The organism is Acidobacteriota bacterium (genome assembly GCA_016712445.1).
Classification (GTDB): Bacteria; Pseudomonadota; Alphaproteobacteria; order Caulobacterales; family Hyphomonadaceae; genus Hyphomonas.
In genome coordinates, this window is sequence record JADJRB010000003.1 from 191,453 (window position 1) to 214,215 (window position 22,763).

18 protein-coding genes are annotated in these 22,763 nt (G+C 65.8%); 8 read left to right on the forward strand and 10 right to left on the reverse strand.

The window, feature by feature from the left end; translation table 11 throughout:
- The first annotated feature begins 6 nt into the window (after window positions 1-6).
- From IPK75_17205 to IPK75_17220, 4 genes are all read left to right on the forward strand, one after another.
- Window positions 7-1,722, forward strand: coding sequence for a molecular chaperone HscC (locus IPK75_17205; GenBank protein ID MBK8200088.1), 1,716 nt, complete (start codon window positions 7-9; stop codon window positions 1,720-1,722).
- A complete protein-coding gene (locus IPK75_17210) occupies window positions 1,712-2,569 on the forward strand; it encodes a hypothetical protein (protein ID MBK8200089.1) in 858 nt (285 codons plus the stop codon). The genes IPK75_17205 and IPK75_17210 overlap by 11 nt, the downstream gene beginning before the upstream one ends.
- A gap of 112 nt (window positions 2,570-2,681) precedes the next feature.
- Window positions 2,682-4,481: an NAD(P)/FAD-dependent oxidoreductase gene (locus tag IPK75_17215; protein ID MBK8200090.1), complete on the forward strand. Its 1,800-nt coding sequence runs from the start codon at window positions 2,682-2,684 to the stop codon at window positions 4,479-4,481.
- A gap of 52 nt (window positions 4,482-4,533) precedes the next feature.
- Window positions 4,534-5,370 carry a MaoC family dehydratase N-terminal domain-containing protein gene (locus IPK75_17220; protein MBK8200091.1) on the forward strand — a complete coding sequence of 279 codons (837 nt, stop codon included), beginning with the start codon at window positions 4,534-4,536 and terminating at the stop codon, window positions 5,368-5,370.
- A 131-nt stretch (window positions 5,371-5,501) separates the two neighbouring features.
- Here IPK75_17220 and IPK75_17225 read toward each other — a convergent pair whose 3' ends face one another.
- Together IPK75_17225 and IPK75_17230 are read right to left on the reverse strand one after the other, a co-directional pair.
- Window positions 5,502-7,403 (reverse strand): acetyl/propionyl/methylcrotonyl-CoA carboxylase subunit alpha, encoded by a 1,902-nt coding sequence (locus tag IPK75_17225; protein MBK8200092.1) that lies wholly within the window; start codon window positions 7,401-7,403, stop codon window positions 5,502-5,504.
- On the reverse strand, window positions 7,321-8,271 hold the full coding sequence (locus tag IPK75_17230; protein ID MBK8200093.1) for a DUF817 domain-containing protein: 951 nt from the start codon (window positions 8,269-8,271) through the stop codon (window positions 7,321-7,323). Before IPK75_17230 ends, IPK75_17225 begins: the two co-directional genes overlap by 83 nt.
- Window positions 8,272-8,405: 134 nt before the next feature.
- Between IPK75_17230 and IPK75_17235 the strand changes: the two genes are divergently transcribed.
- On the forward strand, window positions 8,406-8,735 hold the full coding sequence (locus IPK75_17235) for a hypothetical protein (GenBank protein ID MBK8200094.1): 330 nt from the start codon (window positions 8,406-8,408) through the stop codon (window positions 8,733-8,735).
- A gap of 7 nt (window positions 8,736-8,742) precedes the next feature.
- Here IPK75_17235 and IPK75_17240 read toward each other — a convergent pair whose 3' ends face one another.
- Genes IPK75_17240 through IPK75_17250 form a run of 3 tightly spaced genes read right to left on the reverse strand, consistent with a single transcriptional unit; the run spans window position 8,743 to window position 12,199 of the window.
- Window positions 8,743-9,543, reverse strand: coding sequence for an enoyl-CoA hydratase/isomerase family protein (locus IPK75_17240; protein MBK8200095.1), 801 nt, complete (start codon window positions 9,541-9,543; stop codon window positions 8,743-8,745).
- A complete protein-coding gene (locus IPK75_17245) occupies window positions 9,524-10,591 on the reverse strand; it encodes an acyltransferase (GenBank protein ID MBK8200096.1) in 1,068 nt (355 codons plus the stop codon). Before IPK75_17245 ends, IPK75_17240 begins: the two co-directional genes overlap by 20 nt.
- Window positions 10,592-12,199 (reverse strand): methylcrotonoyl-CoA carboxylase, encoded by a 1,608-nt coding sequence (locus tag IPK75_17250; protein MBK8200097.1) that lies wholly within the window; start codon window positions 12,197-12,199, stop codon window positions 10,592-10,594.
- 121 nt (window positions 12,200-12,320) lie between these two features.
- Here IPK75_17250 and IPK75_17255 point away from each other — a divergent pair, with 121 nt between their 5' ends.
- The 3 genes from IPK75_17255 (at window position 12,321) to IPK75_17265 (ending at window position 16,741) form a co-directional block, all read left to right on the forward strand.
- Entirely contained in the window at window positions 12,321-14,099 is a 1,779-nt protein-coding gene (locus IPK75_17255) for a patatin-like phospholipase family protein (GenBank protein MBK8200098.1), read from the forward strand.
- Between the two features lie 90 nt (window positions 14,100-14,189).
- Window positions 14,190-16,160 (forward strand): response regulator, encoded by a 1,971-nt coding sequence (locus IPK75_17260; GenBank protein ID MBK8200099.1) that lies wholly within the window; start codon window positions 14,190-14,192, stop codon window positions 16,158-16,160.
- 92 nt (window positions 16,161-16,252) lie between these two features.
- On the forward strand, window positions 16,253-16,741 hold the full coding sequence (locus IPK75_17265; protein ID MBK8200100.1) for an SRPBCC family protein: 489 nt from the start codon (window positions 16,253-16,255) through the stop codon (window positions 16,739-16,741).
- Window positions 16,742-16,743: 2 nt separating this feature from the next.
- On the opposite strand, the gene IPK75_17270 is transcribed toward IPK75_17265, so the two are convergent.
- The 5 genes from IPK75_17270 to IPK75_17290 form a co-directional block, all read right to left on the reverse strand.
- Window positions 16,744-17,295 (reverse strand): N-acetyltransferase, encoded by a 552-nt coding sequence (locus IPK75_17270; GenBank protein ID MBK8200101.1) that lies wholly within the window; start codon window positions 17,293-17,295, stop codon window positions 16,744-16,746.
- Window positions 17,296-17,301: 6 nt separating this feature from the next.
- Window positions 17,302-18,474: an isovaleryl-CoA dehydrogenase gene (locus tag IPK75_17275; GenBank protein ID MBK8200102.1), complete on the reverse strand. Its 1,173-nt coding sequence runs from the start codon at window positions 18,472-18,474 to the stop codon at window positions 17,302-17,304.
- A 38-nt stretch (window positions 18,475-18,512) separates the two neighbouring features.
- Window positions 18,513-19,700 carry a lysozyme gene (locus IPK75_17280; GenBank protein ID MBK8200103.1) on the reverse strand — a complete coding sequence of 396 codons (1,188 nt, stop codon included), beginning with the start codon at window positions 19,698-19,700 and terminating at the stop codon, window positions 18,513-18,515.
- Window positions 19,701-19,820: 120 nt separating this feature from the next.
- Window positions 19,821-21,197 carry a magnesium transporter gene (gene mgtE, locus IPK75_17285; protein ID MBK8200104.1) on the reverse strand — a complete coding sequence of 459 codons (1,377 nt, stop codon included), beginning with the start codon at window positions 21,195-21,197 and terminating at the stop codon, window positions 19,821-19,823.
- 59 nt (window positions 21,198-21,256) lie between these two features.
- A complete protein-coding gene (locus tag IPK75_17290; GenBank protein ID MBK8200105.1) occupies window positions 21,257-22,759 on the reverse strand; it encodes an NAD(P)/FAD-dependent oxidoreductase in 1,503 nt (500 codons plus the stop codon).
- Window positions 22,760-22,763 lie beyond the last annotated feature (4 nt).

The window sequence follows — 22,763 nt, forward strand, 5'->3', positions numbered from 1 at the left end:
CCGCCCATGACCGAGCCTGCCCGTACCCTGATCGGCATAGACCTTGGCACGACCAACTCGCTGGTCGCGGTGTTCACCGATGACGGGCCCATGCTGGTACCCAACAGCCTGGGCGAGATGCTGACCCCCTCGGCGGTCGGCTACGCCGACGATGGCACCTTGCTGGTGGGGCGCGCGGCGAAGGACCGGCTGCTGACGCACCCGGCGCTGACGGCGGCGCGGTTCAAGCGCTACATGGGCACCGAGCATGAGCTGATGCTGGGCAAGAAGGCTTTCCGGGCGGAGGAGCTTTCCTCCTTCGTGCTGCGCGCGCTGCGGGCCGATGCGGAGGCTTATCTCGGCCATGCGGTGACCGAGGCGGTGATTTCGGTGCCGGCCTATTTCAACGACATCCAGCGCAAGGCGACGATCACGGCGGCGGAGTTTGCGGGCCTGAAGGTGAACCGCCTGATCAACGAGCCGACCGCGGCGGCGCTCGCCTATGGCCTGCAGGACCGGCAGGGCGAATCGACCTTCCTGGTGGTGGATCTCGGCGGGGGCACGTTCGACGTGTCGATCCTCGAGATGTTTTCCGGCGTGATGGAAGTGCGCGCCTCGGCGGGCGATGCCTTCCTGGGCGGGGAGGATTTCACCGACGCGCTGGCGCTGGAGCTTGGCCGGCAGCTGGGCATCAAGCCAGAGGATGTGAGCCGCGAGGACGGCGCGCGGCTGCGCGGGCTGGCGGAGCGAATGAAGGTGCAGCTGACCGAGGCGCCGGAGGCGACAGCGAGCTTTGCCCTGAAGGGCGAGGCGCGGGCGCTGAGCATCACGCGCGAGAAGTTTGACGAGATCACCGATCCGATCCTGAAGCGGCTGCGCCTGCCGATCCAGCGGGCGATCTCGGATGCGAGCCTGAGGGCGGACGACCTGCACCGCATCATTACCGTAGGCGGAGCAACCCGCATGGCCAGCGTGCGGGCGCTGGTGACGCGGCTGTTCAAGCGGTTTCCCGAATATTCGATCGACCCCGACCATGTCGTAGCGCTGGGCGCCGCCGTTCAGGCGGGGCTGGCGGCGCGGCACAAGGCGCTGGACGATGTGGTGATGACGGATGTTTGCCCGTTCACGCTGGGCTTCGAGACGAGCATCCCGGTGGGCGAGGGAAAGTTCGAGGGCGGACATTTCTCTCCGATGATCGAGCGCAATACGGTGGTGCCGGTGTCGAAGTCCGATGTCGTGTCGCCGCTGCACCCGAACCAGCATGAGATCCTGTTCCGCATCTTCCAGGGCGAGAGCCCGTTCGTGAAGGACAATATCCTGATCGGCACACTGACGGTTGCGCTGCGCGGCGGGGTTAAGGACGACAAGTCGGTGGAGCTGCGCTACACGTATGATACTTCCGGCGTGCTGGAAGTGGAAGCGACACCGCTGGCGACGAAGAAGACGGAGCGGCTGGTGATCGAGGGCAATCCGGGCAGCCTGCCCCGCGCCGAGATCGAGAAGCGGCTGAAGGCGCTGGCCGCGATCAAGATCCACCCGCGCGACCAGCAGGAGAATGCGGCGCTGATCGCGCGCATGCGGGCGGCGTTCGAGAATTCGCTGGGCGACCGGCGACAATCGGTGGGCCGGCTGATTGCAGAGTTCGAAGGCGCGATGGCGCGCCAGGATCCGCGCGAGATCAACGAGGCGCGCCGGCAGATCGAGCAGATACTCGGCCATTATGAAGGCGGCGATGTCTTCTGATCCGTTCGAGCTGCTCGGCCTGAACCCGCGCACGGCCACCGACGCCGATGTGCGCCGGGCATACGCGGAGCGGCTGAAAGTGACCCGGCCGGAAGATGACCGCGCGGGCTTCGTGGCACTGCGGCAGGCGTTCGAGCAGGCGCGCGAGCGGGTGCGCTGGCGGGGCGATGACTTCGAGGACGAAGACGAGGCAGATGAGGCGGACACCGAGGCGGCCGCCGCGCAGCCCATCGACGCCGCGCCGCAGGCGCCGGCTGTCGTGGACGTGCAGGCAATGCTGGCGCAGGACGACGACGAAGACGATGACGACGAAGATGACGGCTATGACTATCAGCCCTCAGCGGAAGAGGCCGCCTATGATGCGCGCATCACACGGACGATGGACGCGCTGGTGGATGTACTGACGGGCTCGCCTTTCGGGCCGGCGCCGGCGCGCGTGCTGTCGGTGATCGACGACGATGCGGTGAGCGGCATCGAGGAATACCAGACGATGCAATGGCGGGTGCGCCAGTTCCTGTGTGACCGGACGGGCATGTTTCTCGACCCGCCGCAGCAGCGGGTGCCGGACTGGCTGACCCTGCCGGTGTTCGATGCGCTGGACCAGTATTATGGCTGGACGCGTCAGCCGGTGACGAACGCCTATGTGCGCCAGCTGAACGACTGGATGGCGGGCCTGCGGCGCACGATGGCGGCGCCGCTGAAAAGCAAGGCGGACCACCGGCGCGAGGCGCTGGCGGAATTGAGCGCCGGGCCGGACACCTCCAAGGGCAGCAGCAAATGGCTGTGGATCGGCGCGGGAATCCTTATTTTCCAGGTAGTTCGCGTGCTGGGCGGACTAGGCGGCTGACGCCGGGTCAGGACTGTTGCCGGGCGGTCGAAGCAGGTAAATTCGCAACTGGACGCAGGCAACCGGCGCGGCTTGAGACGCGGGACCTGCATTGTTTCGGAGGAACTCGAACATGGCCGATACCGGTGCGATTGATCTTGGATTTGACCCGGCGGCGCTGAAGGCCCGCTACCTGGCGGAACGCGACAAGCGCGTGCGCAAGGACGGCAACGAGCAGTATGTGAACGTGACCGGGCAGTTCGCGCATTACCTGGAAGATCCGTACATGGAGCGGGTGGAACGTGCTCCGGTTACGGATCATGTCGAGGTGGCGGTGATCGGCGGCGGGTTTGGCGGGATGCTGGCGGCGGCGCGCCTGCGCAAGGCGGGCTTTGACGATATCCGCATGATCGAGACCGGCGGCGACTTTGGCGGCACCTGGTACTGGAACCGGTATCCGGGCGCGGCGTGTGATATCGAGAGCTATATCTACCTGCCGCTGCTGGAAGAGACCGGCTACATGCCGAAGGAGAAGTATACCAAGGCGCCGGAGATCCTCGAGCATTCGGCGCGCATCGCGCGGATGTTCAACCTGTATGACAAGGCGCTGATGGGCACCGGCGTGACCGGCATGACCTGGAACGAGAAGAAGAAGGTCTGGGTGATCGAGACCGACCGGGGCGACAAGTTCACGGCGCAGTTCGTGGTGATGAGCAACGGGCCGCTGAACCGGCCGAAATTGCCGGGCATTCCCGGCGTCGAGACGTTCAAGGGGCACAGCTTCCACACCAGCCGCTGGGACTATGACTATACGGGCGGCGGACCGGCCGGCGGGCTGGACAAGATCGGCGACAAGGTGATCGGCATCATCGGCACCGGCGCGACCGCCGTGCAGTGCGTGCCGCATCTCGCGGCCGGCGCGAAGCACCTCTACGTGTTCCAGCGCACGCCCTCCTCCATCGATGTGCGTAATGACCGGCCGACCGATCCGGACTGGGCGAAGAGCCTCGAGCCCGGCTGGCAGCGCCGGCGGATGGAGAATTTCAATACGCTGGTTTCGGGCGGCTATGAGCCGGAAGACCTGGTGAATGATGGGTGGACGGACATTATCCGCAACATCCTGTTCATCGCATCGAAGGGCGACAGCCAGGGCCTGACGCCGGAGCGGCTGGCGGAGCTGGCGGAACTCGCCGACTTCAAGAAGATGGAACAGGTGCGCGGGCGCGTGGACGAGATCATCAAGGATCCAGCCGTGGCGGCGCTGCTGAAGCCCTGGTATCGCCAGTTCTGCAAGCGGCCCTGCTTCCATGACCAGTACCTCGACGCGTTCAACCGGCCAAACGTGACGCTGGTGGACACAAATGGCCAGGGCGTCGACCGGATCACCGAGGATTCGATCGTGGTGGATGGCAAGGCCTACAAGATCGACTGCCTCGTCTATGCGACAGGCTTCGAAGTGGGCACCGACTATGCGCGGCGCGCCGGCTATGACGCCGTGGGGCGCGGCGGCCTGCACCTCAACGACTATTGGGCAGACGGCATGCGTTCTCTGCACGGAATGACCGTGCACGGATTTCCCAACATGTTCCTGATGGGCACCGGACAGGCGGGCTTCACCGCGAACTATCCGCACGCACTGGACGAGCAGGCCGAGCATATCGGCTATACGCTGCGCGAAGTGAAGGCGCGGCAGGCAACCACGTTCGAGGCGAAGGCGGAGGACGAAGCCGCCTGGGTGCAGACGATCATCGACAAGTCGATCATGCGCCAGCAATTCCTCGAGGAATGCACGCCGGGCTATTACAACAACGAGGGCAAGCCGGGCGACCGGACGGCCCAGAACAATCCCTATGGCGGCGGGCCGAATGCCTATTTCGCGATCATCAAGCAATGGCGCGAGGATGGCGGGATGGCGGGGCTCAATCTCGCCTGACGACACCGGTTTCGGCTTTCGGGCCTGAGGCAATTGCTCTATCGGTGCGGCCATGAGCACAGGGACGTACCAGGGCGCGATCGGGCGCACGGAAGTGAAGATCGATGCGGTAGGCCTTGGCCCGGCGCGGTCGCTGGCGGCGGCGCTCGGGCAGGATCCGGAGGCGTATGCGCTGCGCAGCGAGCTGCCGCCGCTTTGGCTCTGGCTGTATTTCCTCCCTGTCGTGACGGCGGCCGGGACCGGGCCCGACGGGCATCCGGCGCGCGGCGGGTTCCTGCCGGCGGTCGAGCTGCCGCGGCGCATGTGGGCGGGTAGCCGGTGCACGTTTTCAGGCGCGGTACGGATCGGCGATGAGCTGACCAAGGTGTCGACCATTGCCAAGGTGGCGGAAAAGACGGGCCGCAGCGGCGCGATGGTGTTCGTGACGGTGCGCCATGCCTGGTCGCGCGGCGGGGCCGAGCTGATGAACGAGGAACAAGACATCGTCTACACGGCGCTGCCGGAGGCCTATGTGCCGGTGGAGCCCCTGCTCGCGGAGCCGCAGGACTGGTCGGAGCCAGCGGCGATCGACCCTGTGCTGCTGTTCCGGTTCTCGGCGCTGACCTACAATTCGCACCGCATCCACTACGACCGTGACTATGCGCGGGATGTGGAGAAGTATCCGGACTTGGTGGTGCACGGGCCGTTGCAGGCGATCCTGATGATGGAAGCGGCGCGGCGGCGGGCGCCGGAGCGGCGCGCTGCGTCGTTTGCGTTCCGGGGTGTGCGGCCGCTTTTTGCAGCGGACGCGGCGATGGTCTGTGGACGGACCACGCTGGGCAAGCTGGACCTCAGCGTCGTGAAAGCGGATGGCGGAGCGACGATGCAGGCGCAGCTGGGCTGGGCTTAGATATTCAAGCCCCTTCTCCCTTGGGAGAGGGGTTGGGGATGAGGGGGCGTTTCGCCCGGAACGTGGCGCGAGACGGCGGGCGGGGCACTCCCTCACCCCCGACCCCTCTCCCAAGGGAGAGGGGAGCAAGGTCACTCTTCCACCAGCGCCACGAGAAGCTCGCCTTCAGAGACCTGCTGACCGGCGGAGGCGTGGACGGCTTCGATGGTGCCGTCGCGCGGGGCGGTCAGGGCGTGTTCCATCTTCATCGCTTCGAGGACGGCGAGTGTGTCGCCGCGCGTGACCTGCGCGCCGGGCCTCGCGAGCACGGACAGCACCTTGCCCGGCATCGGCGCCTTGACCGAGTCGCCGCCGAGGGCGGCATCGGCATCGGCGCTGAATTCCGGGATGGTGACGAGGAAGGTGTCGCCGCCCGAGGTGACTGCGAAGCGCCGGGGCGAAAGATCCGTGACCAGAGGAAACGGCGCTTCCTCCGCGAGCGGCGCATCCGCGTCGACGAAGGTGGCGGCGCCGTCGGCGGCGAGCAGGACGCTGCGGCGGGGAAGCGCGTTGAGGCGGAAGCCGTCATGCAGGTCCCACGGGCTGGCGGCGCCCTCATCGTCTAGCAGGATGCTGGCGACGGCGGCGAGCGAAGCGGCACGGTGTGCGTCTGGCACGGCGGCGAGCTGGTCGAGGTTCTCGCCGATCCAGTTCACATGGTGGGTGCCGGCGGCGAACTCGTCCGACAGGGCGCAGCGGCGAAGGAAACCCGTGTTTGACGCGACGCCGGCAAGCTGGGTGTGGGCAAGCGCGTCGGTGAGCCGCTCCAGCGCGTCTTCGCGGGTTTCTCCGTGGACGATCAACTTGGCGATCATGGAATCGTAGTTCGAGGGAATGCGGTCACCGGATTCGAAGCCGGTATCCCAGCGCAGGGTTTCTCCGTCAAGCTCCTCCAGCAGACCGAACTCGAGGATGAGGCCGGCGCCGGGGCGGAAATTGTCCGCGGGGTCTTCGGCGCAGATGCGGGCTTCGAAGGCGTGGCCGGTGAGCTTGATGTCTTTCTGCTTCAGCGGGAGCTTGCCGCCGGAGGCGACGATCAGCTGCCATTCGACAAGGTCGGTGCCGGTGATGGCTTCGGTGACCGGGTGTTCGACCTGCAGGCGGGTGTTCATTTCGAGGAACCAGAACGTGTCCGGCGCCAGCGGCTTTGATCCGTCCACGATGAATTCGACGGTGCCAGCGCCCTGATAGCCGACGGCCTTGGCGAGCTTCACGGCCGCGTCGGTCATGGCCTTGCGGACAGCTTCCGGCATGCCGGGCGCGGGGGCTTCCTCGATGACCTTCTGGCGGCGGCGCTGGAGGGAGCAATCCCGCTCGAACAGGTGGACGGCGTTGCCGTGCTGGTCGCCGAAGACCTGCACTTCGATATGGCGCGGGCGTTCGACCAGCTTTTCGAGCATCACGCGGCCATCGCCGAAGGAGGACTCCGCCTCGCGCACGGCGCTGGTGAGTTCGGCTTCGAGGTCAGCCGCTTTCGACACCTGACGGATGCCCCTGCCCCCGCCGCCGGCGACGGCCTTGATGAGTAGCGGGTAGCCGACCTTTTCGGCGGCTTTGGTCAGTGTGCTGATGTCCTGCGACTCGCCGCGGTAGCCGGGCAGCACGGGCACGCCCGCCTCTTCGGCGATGCGCTTGGCTTCATCTTTCGGGCCCATGGAGCGGATTGCGGCGGGCGGCGGACCGATCCAGGCGAGACCGGCGGCGATGACGGCTTCCGCAAACCCAGCGTTCTCCGACAGGAAGCCGTAGCCGGGGTGGACCGCGTTGGCGCCCGTCTCGCGCGCAGCGGCGAGGATGGCGTCGGTGCGCAGGTAGCTTTCGGCGGCGGGGGCTGCGCCGATGTGCACGGCTTCATCGGCTTCGCGTACGTGCATCGCGGCGCGGTCTGCATCGGAATAGACGGCGACGGTTTCAATCCCCAGCCGGCGGCAGGTCCGGAAGATGCGGACGGCGATCTCGCCCCGGTTCGCCACGAGGACTTTCGTGATCTGCATTGGTCTTGCCTCCCGGCGCCCGGTGCACCGTGGCGACCAGGACGAAACTTATGATCATCAGCAGATACCATGATCCGAGCTTGGAGAAAGACACCATCTGCCAGACGTCCTCCTGGCCCGGATAGGCCCAGGCGCGGGCGAAGGTGCCGAGGTTTTCGGCGAACCAGATGAACATGGCGACGAGGAAGAAGCCGACGAGCAGCGGCATCGGGCGGTGAACGCGGTCCGGCCGGAAGCGGACGACGGTGCGCAGGTAGAGGACGGCCGTGACAGCGAACAGGGCGAGACGGACATCCGGCAGCCAGTGGTGGGCGAAGAAGTTCACGTAGATCGCGGCGGCCAGCAGGCCCTGCGCCCAGAGCGGCGGGAAATGCGTGAAGCGGAACTCGAAGATGCGCCAGACGCGGGCGAGATAGGAGCCGACGGCGGCGTACATGAAGCCGGAGAAGAGCGGCACGGCGCCGATGCGCAGGTAGCTGTGTTCGGGATAGATCCAGCTGCCATGGGCGGTCTTGAACAGCTCCATGATGGTGCCGACGATATGGAAGACGAGGATGACGCGCGCCTCCTCCAGCGTTTCGAGGCCGCTGACGAGGAGGGCGACCTGCAGGGCGAGCGCGGCGAGGACGAGGAAATCGTAGCGCGAGAGGGCGGCGCCCTCCGGATAGAAGAAGTGCGTGAGCAGCAGCAGGCCGAGCATCGCGCCGCCGAACAGGCAGGCCCAGGCCTGCTTGATGCCGAAGCTGACGAACTCGAAAATGCCGAGGCTGACGGGGCCGCGCACCCAGCGGGCGCGCAGGGCTTCGCGGGCCCCGTGCAGGAACTGGCGCAGGCGATTGGGCGGGGGCGGCGGCGGAAGGTCTGTCATGGTAGCCCCGGTTGCACGCAATTCACGGCTGAATGGCGGCAACTGGTGGGCCGGCGCAAGGGTGATTTTGAGGCTTTGTCCGGCCCGCCGGATGGCGTAAGCATGACGGGGTGACCATGCAACGGGGGAGTCCGATGGCTTACAATTCGGGTGTTCAACTGGCAGGCCTTGCCGGAATCGTCGGCGGCGGACTTGGCGCCTATTTCGGCTACAACTACGCGATCGCGGAAAGCATGCCGCCGGTGCAGGGCGCGCTGATCCTCGGCGCGGTGGGCATGATTGCCTTCAGCGCCGGCGCCTTCATCCTGAAATCGGCGATGCAATTCGTGGTCTACGTGATCATGATGGGGCTGGTCGTGTACATATTCAGGGACACGATAGAGGGGCTGACGGGCATCAACCCGGTGGACGCCGTCTACAAGACGCTGAGCAGCTGGGGCATTCCCCTGCCCTCGCCTGACTAGGGGCGCGTCAGGCACTCCAGTCCGGGCGGCGTTTTTCCAGGAAGGCGGCCACGCCTTCCTTTCCTTCCGCAGATGACCGGCGCGCGGCGATGCGCTTTGCGGTCTTGTGGCCGAGTTCCTTGTCGATCGGGCGGCCTGCGACATCGCGCACGAGCTTCTTCGAATCGGCAATGGCGCCGGGGGCGGCGGCGAACACCAGCTTGGCGAGGTGTTCCTCAAGCTCGGCCATTTCATCCGCTGACTGAGCAACATACTGGACGAGGCCGATCTTTTCGGCATAGGCGGCGTCGAACGACTCGGCGGTGACGAACAGGGCGCGGGCCCAGCGCGGGCCGATGGCATCAATCACGAATGGGCTGATGGTAGCGGGCGTGAGGCCGAGGCGGACTTCGGAGAAGCGGAACGTCGCCTCCTTCATGGCGATGGCCACGTCGCAAGCGGCGACGAGCCCTGCCCCGCCGCCCATGGCCGCGCCCTGCACGAGGGCGAGTGTCATCTGCGGCATCTCGTAGAGCGTCTGCAGCATCTCGGCGAGGCGGCCGGCATCGGCCTCGTTGTCTTCGCGTGAGTTCAGCGCGGCGAGCTTCATCCATTCAAGATCGGCCCCGGCGGAGAAGGACTTGCCTTCGCCGCGCAGGATCATCATGCGGATCGAGGGCTGGTCGGCGATCATCTTGAAGACGTCGGTGAGTTCCGAGATCAGCTCGGCGTTGAAGGCGTTGTGGACCTCGGGCCGGTTCAGCGTGACGATGGCGATGCCGGCGCGGGTGGCGTCGAACTGGATGAGGTCAAAACTCGGGTCGCTCATGGGGTGTTTCCTCGTGCGGCGGGTTCTTTCCGGCCACCTTGCGGTAGTGGCTCGACGGGCGCAAGGCGGGCTTCTCCACGAGGTGCCAGAGCGCGTAGCTGGCGGCGAGGACGAGGAGCGTCGCAAGGGCGAAGAAGGCAGGCGCACCGAGCGCGGGCAGCAGGCCGGCGGCGAGCATGGCCTGCAGGATCGGGAAATGCGTGATGTAGAGGCCGTAGGAGATGTCGCCGAAACGGGCGGCGTTCAGGGACGGACCCGGGGCGAAGGCGATGGCGGCGATGAGACCGGTGAGCGCCAGGGCGCGCAGCGGCGCGAGCAGCGGGTGCGCGAGCGAAGCGGCGAGCAGGATGGCGCCGGCGAGACCCAGCACCGCCCAGCGCGGACGCAAGGCGGGTTCCAGCTTCCAGACGGTGATGCCCATCGCGAAGAAGGCGATCTGACCCGGCAGCTGGCGGGCGAGCGCGTTGCCGAGATGGGCGTCTTGCAGCGAGGGCAGCCCGAGCGCCCAGGCTTCGCCGGCGATGTAGAGGAGCGCGATGCCGGCCCACCAGAAGCGGCGCAGGCTGTTCAGCACAAGGAGGATCAGCGGCAGGGCGATGTAGAACATCACCTCGATCTTGAGCGTCCAGAGCGCGCCGTTGACTTCGGTGAAGCGATTGCCGGCGAAGAGGCCCGGGAGATTTGGCTCAATGAAATTGGCAAAGGTGAGATTGGCGGCGAGGTAGCGCAGCACGCCCTGCCCGTCCTGTGCGGCGGCGAAGCTGATGGCGGCGGGGATGAGGATGAGCACGGCATAAGCCGGATAAAGGCGGCGAGCGCGTTTGCCGGCGTAGTCGGCGAGGTTGCGGGCGCGCGCGAGGGAGCCGGCGACAAGCGCGCCGGAGACGATGAAGAAGCCCTGGATCGAGACTTCCGCGAGCTGGGATAACGCGACTTCCAGTGCGCTGTCCGGCGCGACGGCCGAGAGCGCCACTGCGTGGTACGCGAACACGCCCGCTGCGAGCAGCAGGCGGATCAGGTCGAAGCGGTTGGCGGAGCCGAGGCTCATCTACATCCGGAACACGCCAAAGCCGCGGTCGCCGAAGGGGGCGTTGAGGCTGGCGGACAGGGCGAGGCCGAGGACGCGGCGGGTGTCGGCGGGGTCGATGATGCCGTCGTCCCAGAGGCGGGCGGTGGAGTAGTAGGGGTTGCCTTCGGCTTCGTAGAGGTCGCGGATGGGCTGTTTGAAGCTGTTCTCTTCGTCGGCGCTCCAGCTGCCGCCTTTGCGCTCGATGCCGTCGCGCTTGACGGTGGCGAGGACGGAGGCCGCCTGCTCGCCGCCCATGACGGAGATGCGGGCGTTCGGCCACATGAAGAGGAAGCGGGGCGAGTAAGCGCGGCCGCACATGCCGTAATTCCCTGCCCCATAGCTGCCGCCGGTGACGACGGTGAATTTCGGCACGGAGGCGGTGGCGACGGCGGTGACCATCTTGGCGCCGTCCTTGGCGATGCCGCCGGCTTCGTATTTCGAGCCGACCATGAAGCCGGTGATGTTCTGCAGGAAGACGAGCGGGATGCGGCGCTGGTCAGCCAGCTCGATGAAGTGCGCCGCCTTCTGTGCGCTTTCGGAGAAGAGGATGCCGTTGTTGGCGAGGATGGCCACCGGCATGCCGTAAAGGCGCGCAAAGCCGCAGACGAGGGTTTCGCCATAGAGCTTCTTGAACTCGTGGAACTCGGAGCCGTCGACGAGGCGGGCGATGACTTCGCGTGCATCATAGGGCTCGCGCACATCCTGCGGGACGAGGCCGTGCATTTCGGCAGGATCGTACAGGGGCTCGCGCGGTTCGGTCAGCTCGAAGGGCTGAGGCTTCGGTTTATTCAGGGTACGGACGATGGAGCGGACAATGGCGAGGGCGTGGGAATCGTGGGCGGCGTAGTGGTCGGCCACGCCGGAGCGGCGGGCGTGGACATCGGCGCCGCCAAGGTCTTCCGCGCTGATTTCCTCACCTGTGGCGGCTTTCACCAGAGGCGGGCCGCCGAGGAATATGGTGCCCTGTTTGCGCACGATGACGGTTTCATCGGACATGGCGGGCACATAGGCGCCGCCCGCGGTGCAGGAGCCCATGACGGAGGCGATCTGGGGGATGCCTTTCGCGCTCATCTGGGCCTGGTTGAAGAAGATGCGGCCGAAATGTTCGCGGTCCGGGAAGACTTCGGACTGGTGCGGCAGGTTCGCGCCGCCGCTGTCGACGAGGTAGATGCACGGGAGATGGTTTTCCATCGCCACTTCCTGCGCGCGCAGGTGTTTCTTCACGGTGACGGGGAAATAGGCGCCGCCTTTGACGGTCGCGTCATTGCAGACGATCAGGCATTCCCTGCCCTCGACGCGGCCAACGCCGGTGATGAGGCCGGCGCCAGGGGCTTCGCCGTCATACATACCATTGGCGGCCAGTGCGCCGATCTCGAGGAAGGCGCTGCCGGGGTCGATCAGGCGTTCGACGCGCTCGCGGGGGAGCAGCTTGCCGCGCTCGGTATGGCGGCGGCGGGAGTCTTCGGGACCGCCGAGGGCGGCTGTCGCCGTCTTGTCCTGCAGCTCGGCCAGCAGCTTGTGCATGGCGGTGCGGTTGGCGGCAAATTTTGCGCCCGAAACATCCAGCGCCGACTTGAGAACGGTCATTCACACACCCTTTAATTGACGCGCAGGATTAGCGGCGCCTCAAGGAACTGTCACCCGTTCGGTAACTCTTTTGTGCTATCGGTGCGGTGTGGCTGCCTTCAAAAACCCTCTGGAAACGCTCATGTATCGCGGGATGCGGACCGACCCTAACCCCGGGCTGAAGACGATTTCTTTCCTCAAGGACGTGTCGCAGCGGGCCATGCGCTCGGCTGGCAAGGAGGCGCGATGGTTCTCGCTGCCGGCCGGCCAGCCGCTGTTCCTGGCGGGGGAACTGGCCGATTCGATCTATTTCGTGGTGTCCGGATCGCTGGGCGCGTTCGGCGCCAACAGCGAGTTCGTAGGGCATATCCGCCCGGGTGAGCCGGTCGGCGAGATGGCGCTGTTCCTCGGCGGAGCGGACCTGAACGGCGACGGCGTCGTCGAAAACAAGCCGCACACCGGCTCGGTCTATGCCCTGCGGGATTCGGAAGTCGTGGCCTTGTCGCGGACGGGCTGGAACAAGCTGGTGAAGGCCGAGCCGGAACTGCTGGAAGGCATGATCCGGATCATCCTGCGCCGCCTCGGCCGGACCGGACAGCGCGACGCGGCCACGGTGCCGAAGGTCTACACGCTGCTGGCCACATCGCCGACGATCGACCCGCGCCAGCGGGCCCGGTCGCTGCGCGAGGCGCTGATGCGGTTCGGACAGAAGGTGGCGATCGTTGACGAGGTGCAGGGCGACGAGAAGCCGGCGGCCTATTTCGACGAGCTGGAGCAGGCTTTCGACACCGTGATCCTGATCGCCACGGTGGGCGATACCAACTGGTTCCGGCTGGCAACGCGCCAGGCCGACCGGATCTGGGTGCTGGCGCGGGGCGATGCGCGCCCGTCGGTGCCGCTGATGCCGGAGGAAACCTCGCCGGCGCAGCGCCTGAAGCTGGTCGACGTCGTGCTGATCCATCCGGGCGAAGAGCGCCGCGCGGCGCGGCCGCAGGAGTGGCGCGAAGCGGCGGGCGCCAACCGCCTGTTCCACTGGTACGGCGACAGCACGGCCGATGCGATGCGCCTCGCGCGCGTGATGGCCGGACGCTCCGTGGGGGTCGTGTTTTCCGGCGGCGGCGCGCGGGCTTACAGCCATATCGGCGTCGTGCGTGCGCTGCGCGAGAAAGGCATCCCGATCGACTTTGCGGGCGGCGCCTCGATGGGGGCGGTGATCGCGGCCTGCGTGGCGATGGGGTGGAGTGATTCGGAAATCGACCAGCGCATCCGCAAGGCGTTCGTCGAGTCGAACCCGCTGGGCGACTATAACCTTCCGGTGGTGGGCATGGTGAAGGGCCGGCGCGTCAACATGCGACTGGAAGAGCATTTCGGCGAGACCGAGATCGGCGACATGCAGATCCCCTTCTTTGCGCTGTCGACGAACCTGACCAATGGCAAGGTGCATCTGCACAAGTCGGGCAAGCTGCGCCAGGCCCTGCGGGCGACCATTTCCCTGCCGGGTATCCTGCCGCCTGTGGTTGATGGCGAAGACATCCTCGTGGACGGCGCGGTGCTGAACAATTTCCCGGTCGAGATGATGCGGGAGCTGCACCTCGGCTTTGTCATCGGCTCGGATGTGTCGGGCCAGCCCGAAGGCCTGAACAAGGACGAATTCGCGCGGCCGCTGAGTTTCTGGCAATGGGTGGTGCGCAACGGCTTCTCGTCGCCACCTCCGATTGCGGGCCTGCTGATGCGGGCGGCCACCGTGCGCAATGATCCGAAGCTTGGGCGGGACCTGGCGGATGTGGTGGTCTTGCCGGACCTGCCGGGCATCGAGTTGCGCGACTGGACGGCCTACGATGCCGCTGTGGAGGCGGGCTATGTGGCCGCGAAGGCCGCGCTGGAGACCAGCGAAATTGCCACGCTGTGCTGCCCCGCCTGAGCCATATCCTGTTGTATCATCAACAGAGCATTAAGCATGTTGCGTCAGGATTCGCCGGGAAAAGTCTGATTTTCCTGGAGGGTATTGGGCATGGATACGAATCTGCTCGACCTGCTGCCTATTGTCGTTTGTGAAACGGCGCCGGTGCGAAATGAACTCGGCGAGATCGTGGATCTCGAATGGGTGGCCGCCAACCAGCTGATGAACGAGTCCATCCTGCCGGATGGCGGCTCGATTGTGGGCATGCGGATATTCGAATTCGACCCGGCCTATCGCGGCTCGGAAATGGTCAAGCATGTTCTTGAGGTGATCAACACCGGCGAGCCGCGCACGTTCGTGACCGGCAAAGGCCGCGCCGCGAAGATGCTCGGCAAGGTGATGAAGACGATGATCATCCCGACGCCGCGCGGGGCGCTGTCCTGCTCGCACGAGGTGACCGACATTGCGGCTGAACGCGACGACGCCTACCGCCGGTTCGAACTGGCGCGGGCGGCGTGCGACAATGCGCTGAACGGGATCGTGCTGTCGGACATCGACAGCAACGTGCTGTACGTGAACAAGGCCATCTGCGACCTGCTCGACTATGAGCCGGAAGAAGTGGTCGGACAGAACATCGGCATGTTGTTCGGGGTGAAGAAGCTCGACAGTGCGCGCGCATTCGGCAAGGAGACGATTGCCGAAATCGAACGTGGGCAGAACATCCGCGTGGAGCGCGATGCCGCGGCGGTGACAAAATCCGGCGAACACATCCGTGTACAGTTCTCGACCTCGAGCACGCCCTGGGGCGATACCGGACAGATGCTGTTCATCACGGTGCTGCGGGACGTGCGCGAAGAACGGCGCAAGGCGCATGAGCTGCGCGATGCGCTGCACCGCGCCGAGCAGGCGACGCGCCTGAAATCCGAATTCCTCGCCAACATGAGCCATGAGATCCGTACACCGCTCAACGGCGTGCTGGGCATGGCGCAGGTGCTGGCGCACGGCAACCTGACGCCGGCGCAGGCCGAACAGGTGGCGGTGATCCTCGATTCCGGCAACACGCTGATGGTGCTGCTGAATGACATTCTCGACCTTTCCAAGATCGAAGCGGGACGGATGGAAGTGTCGGCGGTGGCCTGCGACCTGCGCCACAAGTTGAGCGGGCTGTTCAAGCTGCACGAGGCCGCGGCGCGCGAAAAGGGCATCGGCATCCAGCTGTTCGTTCATCCGAGCGTACCGTCACGGCTGGTGCTGGATCCGGTGCGGGTGCGCCAGTGCGTGGGCAATCTCGTGTCCAACGCGATCAAGTTCACCGCGCAGGGCGAGGTGATGATCGTGGTCAGCAGCGAGCCGGCGGGCGCGGCGGCCCATACGGTGAAGATACACGTGTCCGATTCAGGCTGCGGCATCGCGCCCGACAAGATGGACCGGGTGTTTGAATCCTTCGCCCAGGAAGACGGCTCGACGACGCGCCGGTTCGGCGGCACCGGCCTTGGCCTGTCGATCACGCGCAAGCTGGCGCGGATGATGGGCGGCGATGTGACAGCGGTCAGCGAGCCGGGCAAAGGCTCGATCTTTACACTGACATTCAAGGCCGATGTCGATGAGCCGGTGGTGATGGAGAGCGGCAAGGTCGTTGTAGCGGCGCCAGCGCGCAAGGCGCGCGAGGGGCTGACGGGCGGACGGGCGCTTGTGGTCGATGACAATGCGATCAACCGCCGCGTGGCGCGCTCATTCCTCGAAATCCATGGCATCCACATCAGCGAGGCGGCCGACGGCAACGAAGCGCTGGCCGTGCTTGAAAAGGACAAGTTCGACATCGTCCTGATGGACATCCACATGCCGGGTCTCGACGGCGCCGAAGCGTTCAAGCGGCTGCGGACATCCGGCAGCCTGAACCGGCTGACCCCAGTGATCGCGCTGACTGCCGATTCGATGCACGGCGACCGGGAAAAGTTCCTGGCAAAGGGTTTCGACGGCTATGTGTCCAAGCCGATCGACGAGCGCTCGCTGGTGACGGCGATCACGCAGATACTCAGCCTGCCGGACGCGCCGGCGCGCACGATGCTGCAGGCGGGCTGACGCTGGGTGAGCCCGGTTCCGGCCGGGATTGTCCGTAGACGGTGCGCAGGAATGATGGCAGGCCAGTCCCGCAAAGACTGAAGGAGCCCGCCATGGCCAATGCCCTGAAAGCCCACAAACAGGTTGGCGAGGAATATCTTGCGACCGCCAAGCCATCGAGCGTGGTGCACCGGTTCCCCTTCCCGCCCCAGATGGTCTGGAATGCATTGCTGGACGGGCCGGCCTGGACCGAGTGGCTGGCGATCACCCAGGTGACGTGGACGAGCCCGAAGCCGTTTGGTCCGGGCACGACGCGCACGGTAGAAATCGGCGCGCAGAAGGTCGAAGAGACTTTCTTTGCGTGGGACGAAGGCAAGCGAATGGCATTCCGGTTCGAGCGCTCCACCCTGCCCGTCTCGGCGGCTGTTGAAGACTACAGGGTCGTGCCGGTCGAAGGTGGGTGCGAGCTGCACTGGAGCGGCAAGGCGAGCGCGCCGCTGTTCCTTGGCGCGCTGGTCACCGGGCAGCTGACGAAGGGCCTCAAGGACGGCATGCCGAAGCTGGAGGCGCTGATTGCGAGCCAGCCGGAGCGGTTCAAGTAAGCCTAGCGGTTCAGATCGCGGAACGGTGTGATCTCGGCCGGCGCAGCCTCGCCGCTGGAAATCCCCAGTTGCCACCAGCCGACATCGTGCCAGGCGCCAAGCTTGAAGCCGACGTCTCTGTAAGTGCCGAGGTGGCGAAAGCCGAGGCTTTCGTGCAACGCGATGCTGGCCGCATTCGGAAGCGCGATACCGGCAAACGCATTGCGGAAGCCTTGCTGGCGCAACAATCCCATCAGCTCCGTATAAAGACGGGTTCCAAGGCGACGGCCTCTTGCCTGTTCAGCGAGATACACCGTGACGTCGCAGGACCAGCGATAGGCTTCGCGCGTGCGGTGCTGTGAGGCATAGGCGTAGCCGATGACGCGGCCTGCGTCTTCAGCGACGAGCCAGGGATACATCTCAAGCGTGGCGGCGATACGGCGGCGCATCTCGGCGGCGTCCGGCACGGTGGTCTCAAACGAAATGACCGTGTCCCGCACGAAGGGTGCATAGACGTCGGCGATGGCTTCGGCGTCGCCGGGCGCGGCGATGCGTAGGACCGGCGCAGCGCTCATGCTGCGTCACGCCGTCTCGCTGAACAGTTCGCGGCCGATCAGCCAGCGGCGGATTTCGCTGGTGCCGGCGCCGATCTCGTAGAGCTTGGCGTCGCGCAGGAGGCGGCCGGTGGGGTATTCGTTGATATAGCCGTTGCCGCCGAGAAGCTGGATGGCGTCGAGGGCGAGCTTGGTGGCGGTTTCAGCCGCATAGAGGATCGCGCCAGCGGCGTCCTTGCGGGCCGTCTCGCCGCGGTCGCAGGCTTTGGCGACAGCGTAGACGTAGGCCTTGGCGGCGTTCATCTGGACGTACATGTCGGCGAGCTTGCCTTGGACGAGCTGGAATTCACCGATGGATTGGCCGAACTGTTTGCGGTCGTGAATGTAGGGGATCACGACATCGAGGCAGGCCTGCATGATGCCGGTGGGGCCGGCGGACAGAACGGCGCGCTCGTAATCGAGGCCGCTCATCAGGATGCGGGCGCCGGCGCCGACCGGGCCCATGACGTTGGCTTCCGGCACTTCGCAATCCTCGAACACGAGTTCGCCGGTTTCCGAGCCGCGCATGCCGAGCTTGTCGAGTTTCTGGGCGACCGAGAAGCCCTTGAAGCCGCGCTCGATCAGGAAGGCCGTGATGCCTTTCGAGCCGCCGTTCGGATCGGTCTTGGCGTAGACGACCAGAGTGTCCGCATCCGGAGCATTGGTGATCCACATCTTGGTGCCATTGAGGACGTAGCGATCGCCCTTCTTGTCGGCGCGCAGTTTCATCGAGACGACGTCGGAGCCCGCGCCGCTCTCGCTCATGGCGAGGGAGCCGAGGTGTTCGCCCGAGATCAGCTTCGGCAGGTAGCGCGCCTTCTGGTCGTCATTGCCCCAACGGCGCAGCTGGTTGACGCAGAGGTTCGAGTGGGCGCCGTAGGAGAGGCCGACGGAGGCAGAGGCGCGGGAGATTTCCTCCATCGCGACGACATGCTCGAGATAGCCGAGGCCGGTGCCGCCCCATTCCTCTTCGACCGTGATGCCGAGGAGGCCAAGCTCTCCCATCTTCGGCAGCAGGTCGCGCGGGAACTTGTCCGTGCGGTCGATCTCCGCGGCGCGCGGGGCGATCTCGTTCTGGGCAAAGTTTTTCACGGTTTCGCGGATCATGTCCGCGGTTTCACCGAGATCGAAGTTCAGCGTGGGATACGTGTTCGGGATCATGCGCCCTGACTAGCAAGGCTGCCCGCGCTTGTCAGCGGCTAATCCTGGCGTGTGAGCGCGCGGAACAGGTAGTAGCTGGCAATCAGGAACAGGAAGCCGCCGCCGAGGGCGAGCACGGGCCCGGCCAGCGCATCGCCCTGGCGCGCCATGGCATTGCTGCCCTCTGTGGCGGCGCGCTGGATGCCGGCGATCAGGCCGACGAGGCCGAGGCCGGACAGCAGCGCATACGGCATCCAGGCCCCAAGATTGCGGATGGCGGTGGTGTCGAGGTCGCCATTTTCCTGGATGGCGCGCTCAAGGTCGCGCTGGTCGACCTGCACGATTTCGAGGTCGTCGACGACGACGCCTTCGGCCGGTGGCAGGGTCAGGAAACTGTCGTCGGCTGCAGCCGGCGTATCGGCAGCGGGCCGGGCGACGCGGCGGCGCTCGATACCCTCCGGCGGACCCTTGGTGCGGCCAGGCAGCGTGGCGGAAGGTTCGTCGCCGACGAGGGCCTTCAGGGCGTCGGTGATTTCTTCCGGCGTCGGGCCGTCGCCGGGACCGAGCGGCGGCGGTGGGGGCGGCGCGGGCGGCTGGGGCGGCGCTTCGCCGAGGATGCGGGCGATGCGCTCGCTGACGGCGCGGGCGGCGGCCTGGGTCGATTTCTCGGCGGCGTCCGGCGCGGCATCGGCGGGGCGCGGTCCGATCACGACCGAACGCGCGGCAGCGCCGGTGTCTTCGTCGTCATGCCCCTGGCGGGCGAGTGGCCGGACGAGCGCGCCGGGGATGGCGGCGCGGCCGGTGGGGTGTTCGAGGAACAGCGCCACTTCAGCAGCGCGGCGGCGGGCCAGCGCGTCAACGACGCGCAGTTCGCCGGAGACATTGGCGAGGCGCCAGGCCCACATTGCGTCGGCGGCGCGGGCACGGTCGCCGGCGTTCAGCGCGGTGACGACCTCGGAGGCGGCGAAGGCTTCCGGACCGATGTTGAAGGCGAAGGACACGAGCGCGTCGAACTCGTTCTGGCTGAGCGGCGAGAGCACCTGTTCGGCAATCTGCTGCTCGATGGCGGGCAGATCATGGTGGCGCAGGATGAGCAGCGCGTCGCGCATGGAAATCTGCAGCCCGGCGCGGGCCGTGGCGGTGTGGCCGAAGCCGATCAGCCAGCCGCCACCGGGCAAGCGGGCGGCGCGCGGCCGGAAGCCCTCGAAGCTCTGGATGAGCTCGAGTCCCTGTGCAGACGTGCGCATGGGACGGGCCAAACGACTTAGCTCCCGTTCTGGTACATCGGCCAAAATGCCTACAGCCCAGCCCTGCAAAACGCGCGCCCATTCGCCTCGAACGCGAGAAACGGCCGAATTTCCGTCTGTTTACAGGAGGACGAGGGTGGCGAGACCGAGGAAGCTGAAAAATGCCATGACATCGGTCAAGGTTAATACAAAAACCGACGAGGCTACAGCGGGGTCGGCACCGAGGCGCTTGAGGCCGAGCGGCACAAGGATGCCGGAGAGGCCCGCCCAGAGGAAGGTGCCGAACATCGAGAAAGCGATCACGAGGCCGAGCGAGGTGTCGCCGAACCAGAACATGGCGATGGCGCCGACCCCGGTGCCGATCAACAGGCCATTGATGGCGGCGGACATGATCTCGCGGAAGATGGCGCGGCGGGACGCGGCGCCGTCCAGCTGGCGCGAGGCGATGGCGCGCACGGCCACGGCAAGGCCCTGGCTGCCGGCATTGCCGCCAAGGGCTGCGACGACGGGCATCAGGATGGCGAGCGCGACCACCTGTTCGATGGCGCCTTCGAACATCGAGATGATCGCCGACGCGATGAAGGCGGTGAACAGGTTGATCGCGAGCCAAGGCAGGCGCGCCTTGACCGTTTCGAGGACGGTGTCGGACGCGTCGGCTGACGACACGTTGGACAGGGCCAGCAGGTCTTCGGTGTGTTCCGACTGCATGACATCGACCATGTCGTCGACCGTGATCATACCGACGAGGCGGCCGGCTGCGTCGGTGACCGGCGCGGAAGCGAGCGAGTATTTCTGGAACTGGAAGGCGACGTCTTCCTGGTCCGTGGACGTGTTCAGCTCAGTGGTCGGCTCGTGCATGATGTCTTCGAGGGCAATCTCGCGCGGCTGGCGCAGGAGGCTCGCGAGAGAGACGATACCCAGAAGGCGGTGGGCGGGATCGACGACGTAGATGTCGTAGAACACTTCCGGCAGGTCGGTGCCGAGATTGCGGGCATGGTCGATGGTCTGCCCGACCGTCCAGAATTCGGGCACTGCCACGAATTCGGTCTGCATCAGGCGGCCGGCGGTTTCCTCTTCGTAGCCGAGGCTGCGTTCCAGCTCGGCCCGGTCGACCGGGGCGAGGTCTTCGAGGATGCGCTCGCGGCGGTCTTCCTCGAGGTCTTCGAGAATGGTGGTTGCATCGTCCGAGTCGAGTTCGTCGAGCGCCTGCGCGACGGCCTGGTCAGGCAGCATCTCGACGGCGCCTTCGCGATAGGAGTCGCGCAGCTCAATCAGGATTTCAGGCGGCAGCTCCCCGCCGAGCAGCTCAACGGCTTCTTCGAACGTGTCGTAGTGCAGGGCTTCCAGCGCGTCCGCAGCGTCGGCCGGGTGGAGGCGCTTCAGCGTGCGCGACAGCCAGCGGATATCGCGCTCATCGACGGCGTCGGCGAGGTCCTTCAGGAAGACCGGATCGATCTTGCCCTGGTCAGCAGGCGTGGCGGCGCTGGTATCGGTCATCGGCGCCTCTCATGCCGGGGTTGCAAGGCAACGGCAAGAGAGGGCGCCAAACCGGCTGGTCAGCTGTAGCGGAATTCCGGCGCGTCGAGGTCGATCCGGGGCAGTTCGTCCTTTTCCTTCCAGTAATTCTGGGAGTGGGCCCATTCGGGATTGGCGCCGCGCTTCGGCATCTGGTCCATCGATCGCATCAGGTAGCCGGGATTGAAATTGTCCGGATCCATCCAGGGCAGGACTTCCATGTTGTGGTCCTGCGGCCTGAGCGCCATCTCGACCTGCTTGGCGCCCTTCTCGTCCATGTGTTGCAACAGGCGCACGACGAAATCGCCCAGCATGTCGACCCGCAGGGTCCAGCTGGCGCGGAAATAGCCGAATACCCAGACGAGGTTCGGGACTCCGGTGAACATCATGCCGCGATAGGTGATCGTGTCGGACCAGTTGACCGGCTTGCCATCCACCTCGAACGGAATGCCGCCGAGGACAGACAGGTCGAACCCGGTGGCGGTGATGATGACATCGGCCTCCAGTTCCTTGCCGGATTTCAGCAGGATGCCTTTCGGCGTGAACCGGTCGATCTCGTCGGTGACGACGCTGGCAAGGCCGGCCTTGATGCCTTCGAACAGGTCTGCTTCCGGCACGAAGGCCACACGCTGCTGCCAGGGACGATAGGCCGGCGTGAAGTGTTTCATGTCGTAGCCTTCCGGGAGGCAGGCCTTGACGCCTTCCAGAAGCTCGTTGCGCAGCGCTTCGGCGTCCTCGAACGAGCGGCGCGTGAACTCGGCCTGCTCGAACAGGTATTTGCGGCGGACGATTTCGTGGATCCAGTGCTCGTCTATGCCAAGCATGCGCAGTTCGTCGGCCAGAAGGTTTTCGTTGCGCGCCGGTATGAAATAGGTCGGCGAACGCTGCAGCAGCGTAACGTGCTTGCACTTGCCGGCGATCGCCGGAACCACGGTGGCGGCCGTGGCGCCGGATCCGATGCAGATGACGTTCTTGCCGGTCAGGTCAAGGCCTTCTGGCCAGGTCTGTGGGTGGATGATCTGGCCACGGAAGGTGTCCATGCCCTGCCATTCCGGCGTGTAACCGGCGGCGTGCTTGTAGTAGCCCTGACACATCCAGAGGAATTTGGCGGTGAACGTCAGCGCCTCACCCGTATCGAGGCGCTCTGCCTTCACGGTCCAGCGTTTGCGAGCGGTAGACCAGGTGGCCGACGTGATGCGGTGGCGGTAGCGGATGTGTTGCGCGAGATCGTTCTCGGCGATCACCTCATCCATGTACTTGAGGATTTCTTCCCGGCTGGCGATGGGCGGGCCGACCCAGGGCTTGTGGCGATAGCCGAAGGTGTAGAGGTCAGAGTCTGACCGGATGCCGGGATAGCGGTGCATGTACCAGGTGCCGCCAAAGGACTCATAGGATTCGAGGACAACGAATTTCTTCTTCGGCATCCGGGTCTTGAGGTGCCAGGCGGCGCCCACGCCAGAGATGCCGGCCCCGACGATCAGGACATCGAAATGTTCGACCTTCGCCTTGGGTTTCGGAGATTTGAGCGTTGCAGTGTCGGCCATGTGT